Origin of the sequence: Spirosoma lacussanchae (genome assembly GCF_005870035.1) — a bacterium.
In the GTDB taxonomy this organism is placed as follows: domain Bacteria; phylum Bacteroidota; class Bacteroidia; order Cytophagales; family Spirosomataceae; genus Spirosoma; species Spirosoma lacussanchae.
Genome location: NZ_SWJG01000002.1, coordinates 411,274 through 427,526, shown reverse-complemented (window position 1 = coordinate 427,526; position 16,253 = coordinate 411,274). Strand labels below are relative to the sequence as shown.

Genomic DNA, 16,253 nt, shown 5'->3' with positions numbered 1-16,253 from the left:
ACAACAGACCCGGCACCTGTCTTTTCAGCCTTAGGTGCCGGGTCTGTTGTACACGGCTGTATGCTCTGCGGGTTCGCCAGGAGACTATTCACCTGCCCATACCACGACGGTATCAGACCCGGTGCCGTATATTCAAATCAGATTCAGCCCCATCAGCTCGGCCAGGAACGCATGGCAGCGGTTTTTGAGCTGGATATATTCCGATGACAGACTAGTCAGCAGCGTAGGGCTGGAAACGGGTAGTCCATACCGCGGATCGGTGCAGGCGGCTGTTGGGCCCGTTGCCGATGCGCAGCGGTCGCCGGAGCAGACCACATCGGCACGCAGGTGATGAATACGGTGTTTGAGTCGGCTGAGTGCCTGGGCATAGTCGGCCGAGTAATCCCGCAGGCTCCGGTAGTTATCGTTGGGCAGGTCAGACAAAAGTGTCAACAGCTGATCGATTTCCTGTTCGCTTTCCACCAGGGAGGCCGCCCAGTTTTGATGCTGGCTGCGACAGGTTTGCAGGGACTTGATCGTGTTGTTCATACGTAAGCGGAGCGAATGATTTTTGTAAAATTGATAGCTCCTCCCGATACCGCGACTGATCGAAGTCAGTCCCCAACCTGATAAAAATCAGCTTCTCGTTTATCCGCCCTATCAACAAACTATGGACGACTCGGTTGACTGAACAGGCTACTACATGCTGGCGGGTGTTTACTGGATAAAAAGGTACAAATACTGGTTACGGCAGACATCAGCCTCAGATCTCCAGTAGCTGCTGGGTCGTTTCGGCCAGCCGGGCAGCCTCGGTGGTAGTTCCTTCCTGGCGCCATAGTTCGATGCCCTGCCGAACGAGGATGAACGCAGGCAGTTTTTCGACGTCGAAACTACGCATGACTTCAGGGTGAGCGGTTTCATCGATCTTAAGCACCCGTACGGCATCGCCCAGCATCGTCTGCAACGAATCAGCGAGCACCGTCAGCGACACCCGCTGCTGACGACTTTCGGCATCCGAAGGCATAAAAATCAATAAAACCGCTGTTTTAGCGGGGACCAGAAACGGTCGTGTATCGCTTGATTGCATAATCGATGAATAAACTATATCCACCTGTTTGTCCAAAAAAACAGAAAGTGTGCCGTCCCGTAAAGATCAATCCCGGCTGGCACATCTGTACTGACAAAAATCAGCCAGCCACCTGATGTATCCCCAGGGAAATACCATCAGGACGACCCAGTCACAATCCAAGGCGTCATTCTGTTGAGTCAATACGTCCCGAAGGTCACCCCCCGGCCCCGACTTACGGCTGAAGAAAATCACCCCCCGGGCTGATTCTTGCCCCGGCAATCGGCCCGGGGCAGCGTTGACAGAAGCCGCTGGCGTCCCGCTCAGACTTTTTGAGCCACGCCCCGGCTGGTGCTGACTGTATCCTGTATGGCCAGCACCAGCTGGGTTCCCAGCCGGGCTATCGACACCTGACAGACCTGCACAGCCCTAACCATATCGAACGAGGAGGTAAAGGTTTGCGGTTCGGCTCGTTCATAACCAGCCGTGCATCGACAGAGAAACCCCGGTTCCCTGGCAGCGGCAACTACGTTTGTCAGGAGCTGCCCCACCAGATCAGGGCGCCCAAGCCAGTTCGCCAGCCGGGCGTTTGCCTGATCGATTCGGAAGTCGACAATTCGAGACGACAGGTCTGACGAACTACGAATGGGCTGCAGTGCCGCCACGCCAGCGGGTACGCGCAGGAGTACATCCTGAACCTGTATACCCGGCTGGTGAATAATGTCGCGTAGTTTCCGGCGAACGGTACTGTCGGCATACCGAACCAGGATTCCGCCATCGACGGGAACCACAGTGATATCGCGCCAGCAGTCATACTCCGGGTAATAATGCTCGCCCGTGTAGGGCTGATTGGTTTCATAAACCGCTACGTACTGATGAAACATGCCATTGATACCCGTTGCGGGGTACAGCTGCCATAAGGTGCGGCCCAGCAACTCCTCCCGGCTGAACCCGCTCATCCGCAGACCAGCCTCGTTGATCAGGGTGAAGCGAAAATCGCTGATTCGGCCGTCGGCATCACGAACGACATCCAGCACGGAAATGCCCGTATTATCGGCATCGAAGGCCTGCTGCAACACCGCTTTCAGCCGGGCGGCTTCGGCTTCGGCCCGGCGTTGGGTCATGTCTACATACGATACCATGAGGTAGTCATCGACCCGCACTACCGTCATGTCGAGCCAGGCCAGCCGGTTGGTACCGGGCCAGCTGATCCGAGTGGTAAAATGAGCTCCCCGCCCCGTTTCAATCACCGGCCGAAACTGCGCCATCAGTTCCGTCCGGACCAGTTCAGAAAACAAGCTGCTGAACGGTTGCCACAGCAGCTCATTGGCCGGTTGCCCCATGTCCTGCTCCGCTACGGCGTTGACCATAGTCAGCCGCAGATCCGTCAGCGCCCCACTGGCATTACGAATTATCTGATACAAAAAGACACCATCCTGCGCCACGCTCAGTACGCGCTGTAACAGGGCAGGTGCCAGTTGCTGGGTAGAATGCATTGTTTTTACACGTTAGGATAAAGAACAAGGGCGGATTAAGCCGTACACACTAACGAAACAACGTTACCGCATGTTTTAATATAGTAACAAAGAAAACTAAAATCCCCACCCGAACTGGTCCAGGCTGGTTAAGCAATCGATGATACGCGGATCACCTTACTTAGTTATTATTACTCAACACTCACCGGTCCACGTGAAGTGATGGTGTTAACCCAGATTGATTCGTCGAATTCACTTCATTCTCATAAAGGTAGGCGCCAGAATAATTGCTGAAGCGCTCCTTTGAGGCATTGGCTCAATCTAACTTACCATTTGGTAACAAATTTCACAATCAATTACATACTAATAAATACTTAGTACAACAAACTGCTTAAAGTCAGGCTAGACAGTGAGGATGGTCAGGGCTTAGGTGTCGAACTAATCTCAATTTTGGTACATCAACTTAGCCAGTCGCCTGCTCATGACTATCGCCTTTTACAGCGCCCAACCTTTCGATCAACGCTGGTTCGACGAACTGCGCGGTCACCATCAGATCACCTACATACCCGAAGCGCTGACCCTCGAAACGGCGTCGAAAGCCGCTGGTCACCAGGCCGTATGTGCCTTCGTCAACGACGACCTGAGCCGCCCCGTTCTGCAACAGCTGCGGGGGCTGGGCATTGGTGTACTGGGTATGCGGTGCGTCGGGCTGGACAACGTTGACCAGCACGCCCTCTGCGATCTGGACATGACCCTCCTGCACATTCCGGGCTACTCCCCGTTTTCGGTGGCCGAACAGGCCGTAGGTTTACTTCTCGGGCTGATCCGGCACCTGCCCGAAGCCCACAACCGGGTCATTACCGGTAATTTTTTGATCAACGGGCTGGTTGGTACCGACCTGCACGGTAAAACGGTGGGGGTTATAGGCACCGGCCGAATTGGCAAAGCCTTCCTGCATATCATGCAGGGCTTCGGCTGTCAGGTACTGGCCTATGATATCGGCCCGGACCGCCGACTGCTGGAGTCGGGTGTCGTTTACGTGCCCCTCCGGGAGCTGCTCCAGCAGGCCGACATCGTCTCCATGCACTGCGCGCTAACGCCCCTGACAACCTACTTGATCAACGCCAAAACGCTGTCGCTGCTGAAGCCGGGGGCTTTTCTGATAAATACCGGACGCGGCAAACTGGTTCATACTGAAGCCCTGCTCAACGCCCTGGATGCGGGTCAGCTGGCGGGCTACGCGGCAGATGTATACGAAGGCGAACGCACGTATTTCCATTACAACCATGCCGATCAACCCATTACCGATGCCCTGCTGAATCGCTTACGAACGCACCCCCGGGTACTGCTGACCGCTCACCAGGGATTCCTGACCGACGAGGCCCTGCGACAAATTGCCCGCAGCATGCTTAACCAGTTCAGCTTTTACGACAACCAGCAAACGGCCCTGATTACTAAGGCATCGATGTGCTGAACGGATGTTCTTCAACCGGTAAAACGGTACCCTGCCATGCTACACGACCTCTCTCCCGAACTGACCGAACACCTGCTAAGTACGCAGTTCTTTGGTCGCATTGGCTGCACTGCCGACGGGCAGGTGCTGGTTTTACCCGTTGCGTACCTCTACGACGGCAATGCCATCTACGGTCATACCCGCGAGGGCACCAAAACCCGTATGCTGCGCCAGAACCCCACGGTATGTTTCGAAGTCGATGAAGCATGCAGCCCGACCTCCTGGCGGAGCGTAGTGGTACAAGGCGTGTATGAAGAACTAACCGGCGACGATCGGATCTATGCCGAACAGCGCCTGGGCCCCGGCCGGGTAGCGCCCCGCAGCGACGTGATTTCATCCACGGGCGAGGTGCCCCAGCCTCCACCGCCGGTTGTTTACCGCATCCGGATTCTCAGCAAGACTGGCCGGAGCGAAATTAAAGAGTAATTCGTCCTGACGCCTTACGCCTTATGAAAACGCTCGATACCCTCTTCCTGGTTGCCTATTTCGTCGTCAATGGGTTTGCGGTTGTGCAGGTCATTGGTAGTTACCGGTGGCCTACCGTGACGCGCCTGGTGTTCTGTCTGCTGTTTCTGGCAGCCGCCCTGGTCAATACCCGAACCGCACTCAACACGCCCTGGGTCTACCAGAACTATACCGATTACGCCATTCCGCTCTACAGCCGGTTTATTCTGGGCGGGTTCGAGCCGATCATCACGCCTATGGTACTGAGTATTGCGGTCGGGCAGGTGGGCATAGCGGCCTCGATGTTTATGAAGCGACGCTGGTTCCGGCTGGGTTGCGCAGGTGGTATTGTTTTCTGCCTGGCCATCTCTCCGCTGGGTCTGGGCGCGGCCTTTCCGGCTACCCTGCTTATGGCCCTGGCTTTCTACCGGCTGCTTAGCCATGACAAACGAGAACCCGCTGCCCGCCCCGATCATCGCCCGGTGAAATTGCCCCGGACAACGGTGGTAGGCCTGGTCAGCATGCACGTACTCTGGACAACACAAAGCAAGAAATAATGAGATCAGACCTGATCGATAAGTGGCTGCGGTTGTGGTTATCGGCTGGTATAATCCGCCCCCGGCAGCGTTGCCGATCAGGTCTGTCTCCAGGTAAACCCTTCCGTATAGGGGGTTAGTTGGTTGCAAAGAAGAGAGCAGTGTAATAGATAACCCCGTAGTGATATTCGCTACGGGGTTTTTGTTGGCGGCAATACCGCGCTACAAAGGCAGTCGCCACCAGCCGTACACATCACGATAAACCCGAATGGCGTTGCTCTCATCGATATCGAGTACGTTGTAGACGACAATAACCGGCACCGGCTCAGGGAACCGTATGCTTTTCGGACTGGCGTTGGTAGGGCAGCTGCTCAGGAACGACGGGCCGAACCGTGTATAGCCGAGCAGCAGATTGGCCAGTTGTATGGGCTTCTCGACCCGGACGCAGCCGTGGCTCAGGCTCCGATTCGACCGGGTGAAGAGCGGACGGGCGTTGGTATCGTGGAGGTAAATGTCATACGGGTTATCGAGGTTGAACTTCAGCAGCCCCAGCGCGTTATCGCAGCCGGTCGATTGGCGAAGGCGGTACGGAAACGGCCTGGCCGACCAGTTCACCACAGCCGGATCAACCACCCGCCCGCTGGCGTCGATGACCTGGAGCTTTAAGGCATCCAGCGTGGCGGCCGGATTTTTCCGTATAGCGGGCAGCATCTCGTTTATCATGATGGAGCGCGGCACGTTCCAGTACGGGTAAACCACCACGCTGCTGATCTCGGCCGTAAAGCTGGGGGTTGGCGTGGCGGGTTTACCCACGACAACCCGGCTGTGGAGTAGCGTTTGCCCGGCCGAATCGATGACCCGAAGCGTAGCCGACGGCACGTTCACCACCACTCGTCTGGAAGCCGAAAATCGGTTCAGCCAGCGGTAGGTGTTCAGCGTTTCCCGAACCTGCTCCAGCGTGAGCGAGTCGGCCATGTAATCGTCGATCAGGCAACGCTGGCAGTACTCTTTCAGCTGCCGATAAGCCGGGTCATGCGACTCGAGCGAATCGAGTAGCGGGCACCAGTCGGCACCGGTCCGAAACTGCTCTGTCAGGCGGCTGATCCGGCTGGTATCGATTCGTTCGGCCACCCCCTGGTAGCCCAGCCGGCGAGGGCGACGGCCATACACGATCTGAGTAAAATAGCGGGTCAGGCAGGCTTCGTCGGGCTCAGCACACAGGCTGTCGACACCAATGGTCTGGCCATACTGCCGCAGCCGCAACCAGTCGCCGGCTACCTGAGCGCGGGCCGTACCAGTGGCCAGGGCTATCCATACAACACACCAGAGATAATGCATATCCGTATTTTCGGTTGGGGAGAAGAGAGTCGTTCAGCTGCTGACGACCCTACTGGCCGGGGCGGGTTTACGACGCCAGCAAAAATGCGGATTACCGGTCGGGTGCCCGGTGACTGAGTTCAGGAGCGGCTCTGAAGTCTATCAGCGCTCGGGCTGATACCCGTCATACCCCGACCGGGCCAGTCCGGCCAACTTTGTTGAGTCAATTCTTTCATTGACGCCCCGGACATGACCTTTGAACCATCCTCCCATCTACTGGCCTTTGTGTTGCCCGTCTCGTTCCGCAAAGGTGACGTCATCTTCAGCACCGCCACTACTGACGAGGAAGTTCGGGTAGCCATCACCCCTACCGATCACCCCCGGCACGTAGTTTCAACGGCTCAGCTGTCGAGGGGACGCTGGCGGGCGCGGCTCAACTGGTCCGATGGCCGTCAGCAGTATCTGGAAGAAAAGGAAATTTTTGTCGATTAACCGGATCGCGCATGAAAACGCAACGCTTCATTCTGACCTATACGGGCCGGGGCACCATGCCCACTACCGACCTTGCCTTTCTGAACGAACATGTTCCGGTACTGGACCATAGCCGCCGGAGTCTGCTGGTAGAAGACGCACCGGAGCACATCCGGCACCTGCTGCGGTCAATGCCCCGCTGGCAGTACCGACCCGAACGCATGTACCAGCCCGTACGGCAGGTCGGCTCGCTGATTGCCTCGCCAGCGGTACGCCGGATTGTGATCATGGCGTTAGTGCTGGCCCTTTTCAGTTCGTTTCCCCTTTCCTGTATGAACTAACCGGGGTGTAACCCATGAAAAAAATCCTTTTGCTGACCGACTTCTCGGAAGCGTCTCGCCAGGCTCTTACCTATGCCCGCGCCTTCTTTGGCGACACCGTCGCTGATTTTCATTTGCTCTGCGCGCACCCGGTCGAACCCGACAGTTTTTACGGCACCAAACACGTATCGACAACCGCCCGTGCGGCCTTTGCCGACGCCTTGTACGATCTGGTGGCCAGCCTGCGCCGGGAAGCCGCCAACGACTGGCATACGTTCCGGTCGTCGGCCTGTCCGGGTCCCCTCCTCGATGCGGTCAACGAAGCTTTATCCAACGAAACTTACGATTACGTTGTCATTGGGGCCAAGAAAGATGGGACCAATGAGCTGTTCGGCAATACCGCCACTACGCTTGTCCGGTACCTGAACGCGAACCTGCTGGTGGTGCCGGTCGACTCACAGATCAGACCCATCCGCCGGGTCGTATTAGCTACGGACTTTGCCAGCCTGACAGACTGCAAACTGCTTTGTCCCGTTAAAGATATCGTTACGCTGAAAGGAGCGACCCTGACCCTGCTGACCATTGACACCCCGCACAAACAGGTAGTCACCACCGATCAGGAGCTACGTATCCGGCAGTTTCTGACGCCCGTTGAGCCACGCACGGCCCGGCTGGAAGCGCCTACCGCCAGGCAGGGTATCGATGCCTACGTAGCCGGCCATCCAATCGACCTGCTGATTAGCATTCCCAAACACAAAGGCTGGACCGACATTCTGGCCAGTAACAGCGTAACCCGATCGCTGGTCTTTGCGCCAGCCGTACCCACGCTGACCCTCTACGACAGTGGGAGCCGCGATAAGCCACAGGCCATCGACGACCTCTCCAACCTGGATTACGCCCTCTAACGACAAGCCGATCCACTCACCTTTCCGCACAACCATGTATAAGATCCTGTTATTAACCGATTTTTCGGCGGCCTCACGCCATGCCATCGCCTTTACGCAGGCGCTGTTTGCCGACACGGCGGCCAGTTTTTCGCTCCTGCACGCACTCCCGCTCGAACCGGACCTGAGCCATAACGCGGCTTTTCTGCTGGCCGAGCAGCGCGAGTCCGCCGAACAAGCGTTACACGACTTACAGCAGGCACTCACGCAACCAGCCGTACCGAGCTACCACACCTACCAGAAGCTGGTGGCGCTGGGCGGGCCGGTAGGCGTTGTGGAACAGCTGCTGGCCGATGAACCGTTCGATCTCGTCGTGGCCGGTGCGACGGGGGCCGGGTTCAGCGAGTTTATCGGCAACGTCGCTACCGGGCTGGTTCGGCATGCCGCCACCAACGTGCTGGTCGTCCCCCTGTCGGCCCCTATTCGTCCGGTCGAACAGGTCGTGCTGGCCACCGACTACCGCTCCGTCAACGATGCCGAATCGCTCCGGTTCCTGACCGATCTGGCGGCCCGGAAAGCAGCCGCGCTTACCTTGCTGACCATCGAGAATCCTGCCACGCCCGACAGCCACAGCAGTGAGGTAAACCGCCGGTATGTCGAAAAAGCCCTGGAGAACCTGTCTACTCTTCGCTATACCATTCACGACGACGACGTGCGCCACGGCATCTACGCCTACCTCGACGCCCATGCCGTTGATCTGCTGGTGATGCTTCCGCACCACAAAACCATACTGGATGTGCTGCTGACCAACAGCCTAACGCGGTCGATGGCCTACCACCCCCGGGTACCCCTCCTCACCCTGTACGATACGGTTACCGTGAGTGCGGGCGATGTGACCCAACCAGCAATATCAGCTCAGCCGTCGAGTCTGGACAGCCTGTCCGTTACTACCTATCGCTAACCGAACCCGCGTATGAAACCAGAAAAATATCGCCAGTTAACCGAGGCTCACCTCCTGCACCGCATCTGGCGCAACGAACTCGAACTGGCCCTGCAGGAAGTTAACTTTTGGGAAGAGCTGCTAGGAACGCTGAATGAGATCACCGTTGCCGGCGCCGAAGCCGACACGACCTGGACGGCCGAACTCAGCCAGCTCCACCACTTTCGCCGACTGAGTAAACGGCTACTGCAGGACATCGACACCCTGGAAAGTGAGGTCGCCAAAGGCGTACGGCTGGGTCGCATTCTCGACGCCGAAACCCGGCTCGACCATCAGTATCTGCGTACCGAGATGGATAGTTTCCACACCGACTTCCGGACGTTCAAGACTGACATACGGCGCTATATGACTGAGCTGCCCGCCTTTCAATAACCAATCAACGATTTGGGACAGAAAAAGAGGTCTTTGACTTCTTTTTCTGTCCCAAATCGTTGCTACGGGTGACCCTTATACTTCCTGCGACAACTGCATTTGACGTTGTTGATTGATCCAGTCCAGAAGCCGGTCGGCATCGGCCCGGTGGAACAGCTCCGTACCGGGGTTCATCGTAGCAGCCGTTCCGCAGGCCACGCCCTGACGGAGTGCGTCGGCATAAGATTTCCCCTGGGCCAGTGCGTGAACCATGCCGCCCACCAGACTGTCGCCCGCCCCAACCGTACTCATCTTTTTGACGGGCGGGGCCTGCACAAACTCATGCCCGTCGGCGGTGACCATCAGTGCCCCGCGCGGCCCCAGTGATACCACCACCACTTCGCAGTTTCCTTCGTTGATCAGGTTCATGGCCGCCTGGTTGATTTCGTCCGTTTCGAGTCGATCGACGCCCACCAGCCGCGCCAGCTCGCCTAGGTTCGGCTTGATCAGAAATACTCCTTCGTCCAGAGCCACCCGCAGGGGTTCTCCCGAGGTGTCGAGCACCACCCTGATGGCGCGCGATTTAGCGAACCGGGCCAGGGTGGCATACAATTCGGTCGGCGAACCAGGCGGCAGGCTGCCACTGACGACCAGATAGTCGATGGGTTCGGACAGAGCTTGCACGTGGGCCAGGCAGGCGCTGACTTCGCCACCCGTCAGTACAGGCCCCGGCGTCCCAAACCGAAACTGCTGGTTGGTGGCGGTTTCGGCCACCACAAAGCACTCGCGGCTCGGCTCCTGAATACCGATGATCTGGTATGGAATACCTTCCTGTTCCACCAGCTCCTGCAATCGAATACCGGTAGCGCCACCGGAGGTGAAGACCGCCAGCGACTGGCCACCCAGGCGACGGATTGCTTTCGATACGTTAATGCCGCCCCCGCCAGCATCGTAGCTGGGTTGGGAGCAGTGCAGCTTCTGTTCGGGGATCAACCGATCAACGGTCATGCTGATGTCTACCGCCGGGTTGAGTGTGAGGGTAATAATCATAGCAAATGGGTCTGTATGCGTAAAATTAGCCCGCTGTACCTGCCCATCCCATGAGACCCGTCAGCCCCGTCATTGATCAGCCTTAGCCCATTTTTCAGCGGCTGGCCAGCAGCGCATGAGCCTGCTGGGTCATGCCCCGCCGGGCCAGAAACAGCGCCAGTCCATCGCGGAACAGCACGTTAGCCGGGGCCAGCCGGTACGCCTGAAAATAGGCCCGGTACGCTTCCGGATAAAACCGGTTTCCTTCGTACAGGGTAGCTCTGACAAAGGCGGCCAGGGCCGCACTGCTCTGCATTTCCTGGTCCAGGGCTACCAGTTTCGTTTCCAGCGTACGCAACGCATCGGGTTTAGGCAGCGAGAACGTATACCGGGCGCAGTTGGGCTTACCAACCGGATAAACCGACCAGTAATAGGTTACCTCTTTCTCGATAAAAGGTTTGTCGAGCGCAAAAGCCAGGGTAGTATCGGCGGTTTCGGTCGTGAAAAGGGTATTGGCTTTTTCGTCATAGTTGTCATAGATGGCCAGGGTGTAGCGCCGGGCCGTCGGGTCGTGCTTCCAGGCAAACTGCATCGACGTATCGGTTGCCAGCACCGCGCCATAGTCGGGCGTCAGCATGAGCGGGGTGGTACAGCCCCGACTCACCACCCCTTTCCGCTTCATATACCCCTGCGCATACGAGTCGATCGTTTCGTGATGGTGGGTCAGGTTTCGCCACAGATACCGGAAATAGTCGGCCAGCGCCAGTCCGACCCCGTCGCTGGCCGACGACTGCAGCAGGGTAGTTACGGTGAACTCACCCGGCCGGTTGCGGATCACGACAGGCGCTTTGCCGGGTTGTTCCAGTACCAGGATACTCTGTTCGTTCAGCTTTATGGTATACGCAGCCGCCAGCGCCGGGTTCTGACTGGCCGGGCCGATGGGTACCCAGGGCGAGCGGGCTGATGTCCGATACGAAACGGGGCCATCGGCATAAAGTACCCGACTCGCTATGGGCGCATTTTGTTTCGTGGACTGAGCCGAAAGGGCCGCCGGACTTAGCAGGACGACCAGCAGGAAGAGGTTCTTAATGGTGTGCATGACTATCGTCGAAATAGGTTGTATACGGAATGCGTTTGGGAAGCCAGGATTGTTTGGTCAGCCAGCGGGCAAACCCTTCGTAGAAATACAGCACATCAACAGCCAGGGCCATCGGAGCCAGCAACGGCAGGGTGTTCATTTCGATATGCCCGAACCGGAACAGCAACAGCGCCACCAGCACGATCAGCGCTGCGGTGATGAACTGTACGGTCTTGAAAACAAGATGAAACCAGATATGATACCGCTGAAATTGCCAGGCGAAAAACATCATCAGCACCCAGCAGAGCGGGAACGATACCAGCCAGAGTACCCAGTCGGGAATTTTCCGCAGATGGGTACCGTCCAGCAGCATTGCCAGGATATTGGCGTGAATCTCCAGCCCGGTCAAACGAGTACCGTCGCCCAGCGGCACCTGATGAACATCTTCCGATACGTACGGGTCGGCCGCGCCCGCCATCGACCCCAGCAGGACGATTTTGTTGCGCAGCTCGGGCAACCGGGCGCTGCCGGGGGCCAGATCCGTACTGTCGAACCGGCTAAACAGCCGCTGGTCCTGCTGGTACAGAATCCAGTCGGGTTCGTTGGCCTTCATAGCGGCCCGGTGGTTACCGTACTGCTGCCAGGTAGCCGGCGCCACGATCGACACGATCCGGGCGGCAAACGACAGCGTATCGCCGGGGGCGTCGCCCAGGGGTGGCAGAGCAGGCAGGTGATGACGCACCATCCCGTCCGACTCTTCGGCTACGAAATTGGTATAGCCCGTGGGTCCCAGCCGGAACGGCGCGTCAGACTCGTGGAGCTCACTTCGGGAATGGCCCGCTTCCCCCTCCATAGACAGCCACGAGGCCATAACCAGCTTACGCTGTTGTTGAAGCTGGGCCAGCGCCCGTTGCAGACTGGTATCCGAAGGGGCTTTTTTCTGGTCGAATACCACATCGACGGCTACCAAACGAGGGTTCTGTCGCTCAATAGCAGTCAGCATGGCGGCAATTCCGGACCGGTTGGCTTTGCCGATATCGACCAGGCAGATTGACGAAGACGAAGGCCCCAGCGGGGCGCGGGTCTGGCCATGAATGTGATTGTCGAACTCCAGCCCGACATGATGCAGTGCGCTATGAACGGGGTCCAGAAACCCAACGGAGAAAACAACCAGTTTGAGCAGTCCGCATACCAGAAAAACGGCGATGGTAGCGCCGAGCGAATCAACCAGGAGAGATCGGGACATAATAGAAGTTAATAACGAAGGTTGGTGTAGAAGCCTTTGGCATCGCCCTTGACCGACTCAATTTCGGCCAGGAGCTGCGAGATGCGGATCTCAAGTTCGATGCGGATGCGCTGGATGCGTTCCGTTCGTTCGCGTGGTTTAAATTTACCACTGGCCACATCGTTGATTTGCCTGAGGGTTTCGTTGAAGGGCAGCAGAAAGGTTCGATGCATCTGATCGAGCGACCGGCTGAAAAACTGATCGGCGTCGGCATTCAGCTTTTCATTGCCCCACAGGCTGCGAATCCGCTGTTTGAAGGGCTCTTTATTCAGCAGCAGCTTTTCGTAGGCTTCGTTGGTTCTCTGGATCTGCTGATCGAGCCGGATAAGATCAGTACGGCTCTCAAAGGCCCGTTCCCCAAAGTTTTTGAAGGCCGTTACTTCATTGTAAACCTGCTCCAGGTAGGTGTCGGTCTGTCCCGTCAGCTCGTTGTATAACACCGCCCGCCGGTCGGCCAGCGACAGCGGAGCCGCCACCTCGTCGGTGCCCCGGCTCACGCCCGTGCTTCCTTCAACGGGGACGGCTGTCAGGGTAAACGTAATATGATCGCCCACCAGCTCAGGAACGTCGTCGGTCACGTGCCAGACGATCTGCCGATCGGGTCCATCCTGAGCCCTTACCCGTCCCACGCCATTTCCCTCCGTGTGGTTCAGGGCAATGGTTTGCGTACCGTTCTGACAAATGGCCTTGACCAGAAACTGCTGGCTGGGCCGGGTGCCGGTCAGCTGATATTGAATCACGACATCAGACCCGAAGGCCTCGTGGCGCAGGTTCTCGATTTTCTGACCGGCTCCTACCATCGGTAGTAATACCAGTCCAAGTAGTCTGCCTACCATTTAGTAAAGTTGCGATTATGTGTGGATTATTCGCCGTCTAATTAGGTACATTTCCTCCAGTAAATCAACCCATTACCAGGTTCTTACATGCGTTTTACGATTTTTACCCTGCTTTTGACCCTTAATTTACTCAGTGGTGGCGGTGCCTGTGCCCAGCTCATTCAGGCTACGTCGGCACCCGGATCGTACCGGATTCGGGGTGGCTCGGCGCAGGCCGCCCGGGTCGACTACGCCCTGCTGATTGCCAACGATACCTTTACCGATCCGGCCTACCGCCCCCTCACCAACCCCACCTTCGATGCCCGCGAAATCGAAGCCGTGCTGCGCGATAAGTTCGGCTTCCGCACCACGCTGCTCGCCAACGTTACCAAAGACAGCTGTGTCCGGCAGATCCGGCGGCTGGCCAGCCAGTCGTACGGGCCTTACGATCAGCTCTTCATTTTCTTTGCCGGTCATGGCGATTTCGACCCCGTATTGCAGCAGGGATACGCCGTTATGACCAATTCAAAAGCCGGTGACGATGGCTATACCAACCATCTGTCTTTTGCCTACCTGCAGGACTTACTCGCCAAATTCCGCTGCCGCCATGTGCTGCTCACCCTCGACGTGTGCTACGGAGGAACGTTCGATAGCTATTTCGCCACTCAAAACCCCAACGAGCTAAAACGCGATGGGCCTGAGCGCGGAGTCCGGGCCGATGTAGAAGAACTGGGCGGACAAACGCCGTTTATTCTCACCAAACTCAAACCCCAGACCCGTAAATACCTGACGTCGGGCGGTAAAGAAACCGTGGCCGACGGCGAGAAAGGAAAACACTCCCCTTTCGCCCGGTTTTTTCTTCAGAAGCTGAACGAGGCCGCCGGCAGCGACTACCGCATTCTGCCCGCTTCTGACCTGAAATCCTACATCGAACGTCAGAGTGCAATCACCCGTATAGGAGCCAGTGTGAAAATGGGCTCCTTCGGCTCTGACGAGTCCAATAGTGAATTCTTGTTCATTGCCAGATAGTTGACCACTCTTTATCCCAACGAGAAAGATCAGTATGTATTAATTGTATTGCATTTCAGCTTATCACACCCTCCTCCGCACCATGAACCGTTTCGTATGGTTACTCGTACTGGCTATCGGCCTGCTCAGCACCTGCCAGGAAAAAAAGTACCCGCCCCAGCTGACCGCCGTTAGTCCCACGGCCGCGCCCATCGGCGCCGACATCACCCTCTCGGGCACCCAGTTTGGCGATGACCCTACCGTCACCATGGCTGGCCAGACCGTACCGACCAAAACCCGCGCCGACAACGCCATCACGCTCACCCTGCCCCGGCTACCCGTCGGAGCCACCACGATTCGGGTTCAGAACGCCGACGGCACTTCCGCCCCCCTGCCCTTTACCGTACTCCAGCCCCTGCCGTTCGTCTCCGGCTTCAGCCCATCGTCGGGTCAGGCCGGCAGTGAAGTGCTCATCAGCGGCACCTTCCTGAACGATGTCACGGACGTGCGTTTCGGAAACGGAACTTCTTCGGCGGCTGCCTTTCAGACATCGGGCAACTCGTTGCGGGTGGTCGTACCGGCCAATGCGGTTACGGGGAGCATCTGCCTGCGCAACAGCGGGGGGCAGTTCTGCAGCCTCTCCGTTTTTACCGTCACGGTTCCGCAGCCAGCCCCCACGATAACCAGCGTTTCGCCCGAAAAAGGATGCGCCGGCACCGAGATCAGTATTAGAGGCCAGAACCTGCAAAACATCACCGCGATCAGGTTCGGGAACCAGACGGTTCCGATTAAGAGCAATACCAGTAATGTAGTCAGTGTCATTACGCCGGAGTTCGGGTCTGTTCAAACCGTAGCGATTACGATACAGACCGCGGGCGGACTATCGAACGAAGGTCGGTTTACGGGCGCTCCGCAGGCAACCATTAGCCAGACACCCGTTCCGAATGGATTGATTCCCGGCGGGCCGCTCACCCTGCGCGGCACTCACTTTTCGTCGGTGACGGGCATTGATTTCATGAACGACAATGGAGAAGTTACCGCCACGGTGAATGCCGCCAGCTTTTTATCGAACGAGTCGGGCAGCTGTATGATCAAAGTCCCGGTCGAGGCCACAGCAACGTCGATCCGGGTGAATAACGAGTTCGGTCATGGCAAGCCTTACAGCATCAGTAAGCTGTCGGGCAGCGATGCCATCAATACCGGTAATGTTGCCACCAATGTTGGGTCTATAACGACGGGGGTCATTTCTGACGGTTGTGATCCGGCTTCGTTTTTTTACTGTTCGCCCAACCGCGGCTACGAAATCGGCTTCAAATATTTCTCCTCCCGCTGCAACACGAAGGGTTACGTGACCGAGCAGCTGGAAGGGCGTTTGTTCGAAACCTACGTAGCGTATCGGTACACGACCGGTGCGGCCCTGATCGCCACCGACGATCTACTGAAACTGGAACGCAACAGCCAGAATACGGCCTATACGGGTGCGGTGATCATCATTGCGGGGAACAACGGCAAACCCGTCACCTACGTCGGGAATATGACAAAAGCCGGCGACATCTACGCCTATTCGGTACTGAACGGCGCCCTCTTCAAGATGTGCAAGAAAGACCTAAAGTATTTCTCCTACCCAACCCCCACGATTTGTAGTGACTGTAAGTAATGCTTTTACGTCCACGTAACGACTA

The 16,253-nt window shown here is 57.3% G+C and carries 18 protein-coding genes; 10 read left to right on the top strand and 8 right to left on the bottom strand.

What is annotated here, in order from left to right; genetic code table 11:
• Positions 1 to 132 precede the first annotated feature (132 nt).
• The 3 genes from FBR45_RS12180 to FBR45_RS12170 form a co-directional block, all read right to left on the bottom strand.
• Positions 133 to 528, bottom strand: a complete 396-nt coding sequence (locus FBR45_RS12180; protein WP_138502665.1) for a hypothetical protein — start codon at positions 526 to 528, stop codon at positions 133 to 135.
• Positions 529 to 742: 214 nt separating this feature from the next.
• Positions 743 to 1,066, bottom strand: a complete 324-nt coding sequence (locus FBR45_RS12175) for a thioredoxin domain-containing protein (protein ID WP_138502663.1) — start codon at positions 1,064 to 1,066, stop codon at positions 743 to 745.
• A 302-nt stretch (positions 1,067 to 1,368) separates the two neighbouring features.
• On the bottom strand, positions 1,369 to 2,541 hold the full coding sequence (locus FBR45_RS12170; RefSeq protein ID WP_138502661.1) for a PAS domain-containing protein: 1,173 nt from the start codon (positions 2,539 to 2,541) through the stop codon (positions 1,369 to 1,371).
• Between the two features lie 460 nt (positions 2,542 to 3,001).
• On the opposite strand from FBR45_RS12170, the gene FBR45_RS12165 reads away from it, so the two are divergent.
• From FBR45_RS12165 to FBR45_RS12155, 3 genes are read left to right on the top strand one after another with little or no spacing between them, the layout of a single operon-like run.
• Positions 3,002 to 3,994: a 2-hydroxyacid dehydrogenase gene (locus FBR45_RS12165; protein WP_138502659.1), complete on the top strand. Its 993-nt coding sequence runs from the start codon at positions 3,002 to 3,004 to the stop codon at positions 3,992 to 3,994.
• Between the two features lie 36 nt (positions 3,995 to 4,030).
• A complete protein-coding gene (locus FBR45_RS12160; protein WP_138502657.1) occupies positions 4,031 to 4,459 on the top strand; it encodes a pyridoxamine 5'-phosphate oxidase family protein in 429 nt (142 codons plus the stop codon).
• Positions 4,460 to 4,482: 23 nt separating this feature from the next.
• Positions 4,483 to 5,034 (top strand): hypothetical protein, encoded by a 552-nt coding sequence (locus FBR45_RS12155; protein WP_138502655.1) that lies wholly within the window; start codon positions 4,483 to 4,485, stop codon positions 5,032 to 5,034.
• Positions 5,035 to 5,235: 201 nt separating this feature from the next.
• Here FBR45_RS12155 and FBR45_RS12150 read toward each other — a convergent pair whose 3' ends face one another.
• A complete protein-coding gene (locus FBR45_RS12150; protein ID WP_138502653.1) occupies positions 5,236 to 6,351 on the bottom strand; it encodes a L,D-transpeptidase family protein in 1,116 nt (371 codons plus the stop codon).
• A gap of 228 nt (positions 6,352 to 6,579) precedes the next feature.
• Here FBR45_RS12150 and FBR45_RS12145 point away from each other — a divergent pair, with 228 nt between their 5' ends.
• The 5 genes from FBR45_RS12145 to FBR45_RS12125 are packed head-to-tail and all read left to right on the top strand — an operon-like array spanning position 6,580 to position 9,377.
• Positions 6,580 to 6,822: a hypothetical protein gene (locus FBR45_RS12145; protein ID WP_138502651.1), complete on the top strand. Its 243-nt coding sequence runs from the start codon at positions 6,580 to 6,582 to the stop codon at positions 6,820 to 6,822.
• Between the two features lie 11 nt (positions 6,823 to 6,833).
• Positions 6,834 to 7,142: a hypothetical protein gene (locus FBR45_RS12140; RefSeq protein WP_138502649.1), complete on the top strand. Its 309-nt coding sequence runs from the start codon at positions 6,834 to 6,836 to the stop codon at positions 7,140 to 7,142.
• A gap of 14 nt (positions 7,143 to 7,156) precedes the next feature.
• Positions 7,157 to 8,026 (top strand): universal stress protein, encoded by an 870-nt coding sequence (locus FBR45_RS12135; RefSeq protein WP_138502647.1) that lies wholly within the window; start codon positions 7,157 to 7,159, stop codon positions 8,024 to 8,026.
• A 34-nt stretch (positions 8,027 to 8,060) separates the two neighbouring features.
• Entirely contained in the window at positions 8,061 to 8,966 is a 906-nt protein-coding gene (locus FBR45_RS12130; RefSeq protein ID WP_138502645.1) for a universal stress protein, read from the top strand.
• A gap of 12 nt (positions 8,967 to 8,978) precedes the next feature.
• Positions 8,979 to 9,377, top strand: coding sequence for a hypothetical protein (locus FBR45_RS12125; protein ID WP_138502643.1), 399 nt, complete (start codon positions 8,979 to 8,981; stop codon positions 9,375 to 9,377).
• Between the two features lie 75 nt (positions 9,378 to 9,452).
• Here FBR45_RS12125 and FBR45_RS12120 read toward each other — a convergent pair whose 3' ends face one another.
• From FBR45_RS12120 to FBR45_RS12105, 4 genes are all read right to left on the bottom strand, one after another.
• Positions 9,453 to 10,406: a 1-phosphofructokinase family hexose kinase gene (locus FBR45_RS12120; RefSeq protein ID WP_138502641.1), complete on the bottom strand. Its 954-nt coding sequence runs from the start codon at positions 10,404 to 10,406 to the stop codon at positions 9,453 to 9,455.
• A gap of 94 nt (positions 10,407 to 10,500) precedes the next feature.
• On the bottom strand, positions 10,501 to 11,484 hold the full coding sequence (locus FBR45_RS12115; protein ID WP_138502639.1) for a hypothetical protein: 984 nt from the start codon (positions 11,482 to 11,484) through the stop codon (positions 10,501 to 10,503).
• Positions 11,471 to 12,709 (bottom strand): CHASE2 domain-containing protein, encoded by a 1,239-nt coding sequence (locus FBR45_RS12110; protein WP_138502637.1) that lies wholly within the window; start codon positions 12,707 to 12,709, stop codon positions 11,471 to 11,473. Before FBR45_RS12110 ends, FBR45_RS12115 begins: the two co-directional genes overlap by 14 nt.
• 8 nt (positions 12,710 to 12,717) lie before the next feature.
• The gene (locus tag FBR45_RS12105) at positions 12,718 to 13,584 is read right to left on the bottom strand and encodes a hypothetical protein (protein WP_138502635.1); all 867 of its coding nucleotides are present in this window, start codon (positions 13,582 to 13,584) and stop codon (positions 12,718 to 12,720) included.
• A gap of 87 nt (positions 13,585 to 13,671) precedes the next feature.
• On the opposite strand from FBR45_RS12105, the gene FBR45_RS12100 reads away from it, so the two are divergent.
• Positions 13,672 to 14,592 carry a caspase family protein gene (locus FBR45_RS12100; RefSeq protein ID WP_138502632.1) on the top strand — a complete coding sequence of 307 codons (921 nt, stop codon included), beginning with the start codon at positions 13,672 to 13,674 and terminating at the stop codon, positions 14,590 to 14,592.
• Between the two features lie 82 nt (positions 14,593 to 14,674).
• Positions 14,675 to 16,228, top strand: a complete 1,554-nt coding sequence (locus tag FBR45_RS12095; protein ID WP_138502630.1) for an IPT/TIG domain-containing protein — start codon at positions 14,675 to 14,677, stop codon at positions 16,226 to 16,228.
• Positions 16,229 to 16,253: the final 25 nt, after the last annotated feature.

What these genes read in the sequence shown, in the direction of transcription:
- FBR45_RS12180 (WP_138502665.1), bottom strand. Translation starts at nt 528, where the DNA reads ATGAACAACACGATCAAGTCCCTGCAAACCTGTCGCAGCCAGCATCAA.
- FBR45_RS12115 (WP_138502639.1), bottom strand. Translation starts at nt 11,484, where the DNA reads ATGCACACCATTAAGAACCTCTTCCTGCTGGTCGTCCTGCTAAGTCCG.
- FBR45_RS12110 (WP_138502637.1), bottom strand. Translation starts at nt 12,709, where the DNA reads ATGTCCCGATCTCTCCTGGTTGATTCGCTCGGCGCTACCATCGCCGTT.
- FBR45_RS12150 (WP_138502653.1), bottom strand. Translation starts at nt 6,351, where the DNA reads ATGCATTATCTCTGGTGTGTTGTATGGATAGCCCTGGCCACTGGTACG.
- FBR45_RS12175 (WP_138502663.1), bottom strand. Translation starts at nt 1,066, where the DNA reads ATGCAATCAAGCGATACACGACCGTTTCTGGTCCCCGCTAAAACAGCG.
- FBR45_RS12130 (WP_138502645.1), top strand. Translation starts at nt 8,061, where the DNA reads ATGTATAAGATCCTGTTATTAACCGATTTTTCGGCGGCCTCACGCCAT.
- FBR45_RS12100 (WP_138502632.1), top strand. Translation starts at nt 13,672, where the DNA reads ATGCGTTTTACGATTTTTACCCTGCTTTTGACCCTTAATTTACTCAGT.
- FBR45_RS12170 (WP_138502661.1), bottom strand. Translation starts at nt 2,541, where the DNA reads ATGCATTCTACCCAGCAACTGGCACCTGCCCTGTTACAGCGCGTACTG.
- FBR45_RS12120 (WP_138502641.1), bottom strand. Translation starts at nt 10,406, where the DNA reads ATGATTATTACCCTCACACTCAACCCGGCGGTAGACATCAGCATGACC.
- FBR45_RS12160 (WP_138502657.1), top strand. Translation starts at nt 4,031, where the DNA reads ATGCTACACGACCTCTCTCCCGAACTGACCGAACACCTGCTAAGTACG.
- FBR45_RS12105 (WP_138502635.1), bottom strand. Translation starts at nt 13,584, where the DNA reads ATGGTAGGCAGACTACTTGGACTGGTATTACTACCGATGGTAGGAGCC.
- FBR45_RS12145 (WP_138502651.1), top strand. Translation starts at nt 6,580, where the DNA reads ATGACCTTTGAACCATCCTCCCATCTACTGGCCTTTGTGTTGCCCGTC.
- FBR45_RS12140 (WP_138502649.1), top strand. Translation starts at nt 6,834, where the DNA reads ATGAAAACGCAACGCTTCATTCTGACCTATACGGGCCGGGGCACCATG.
- FBR45_RS12165 (WP_138502659.1), top strand. Translation starts at nt 3,002, where the DNA reads ATGACTATCGCCTTTTACAGCGCCCAACCTTTCGATCAACGCTGGTTC.
- FBR45_RS12135 (WP_138502647.1), top strand. Translation starts at nt 7,157, where the DNA reads ATGAAAAAAATCCTTTTGCTGACCGACTTCTCGGAAGCGTCTCGCCAG.
- FBR45_RS12155 (WP_138502655.1), top strand. Translation starts at nt 4,483, where the DNA reads ATGAAAACGCTCGATACCCTCTTCCTGGTTGCCTATTTCGTCGTCAAT.
- FBR45_RS12125 (WP_138502643.1), top strand. Translation starts at nt 8,979, where the DNA reads ATGAAACCAGAAAAATATCGCCAGTTAACCGAGGCTCACCTCCTGCAC.
- FBR45_RS12095 (WP_138502630.1), top strand. Translation starts at nt 14,675, where the DNA reads ATGAACCGTTTCGTATGGTTACTCGTACTGGCTATCGGCCTGCTCAGC.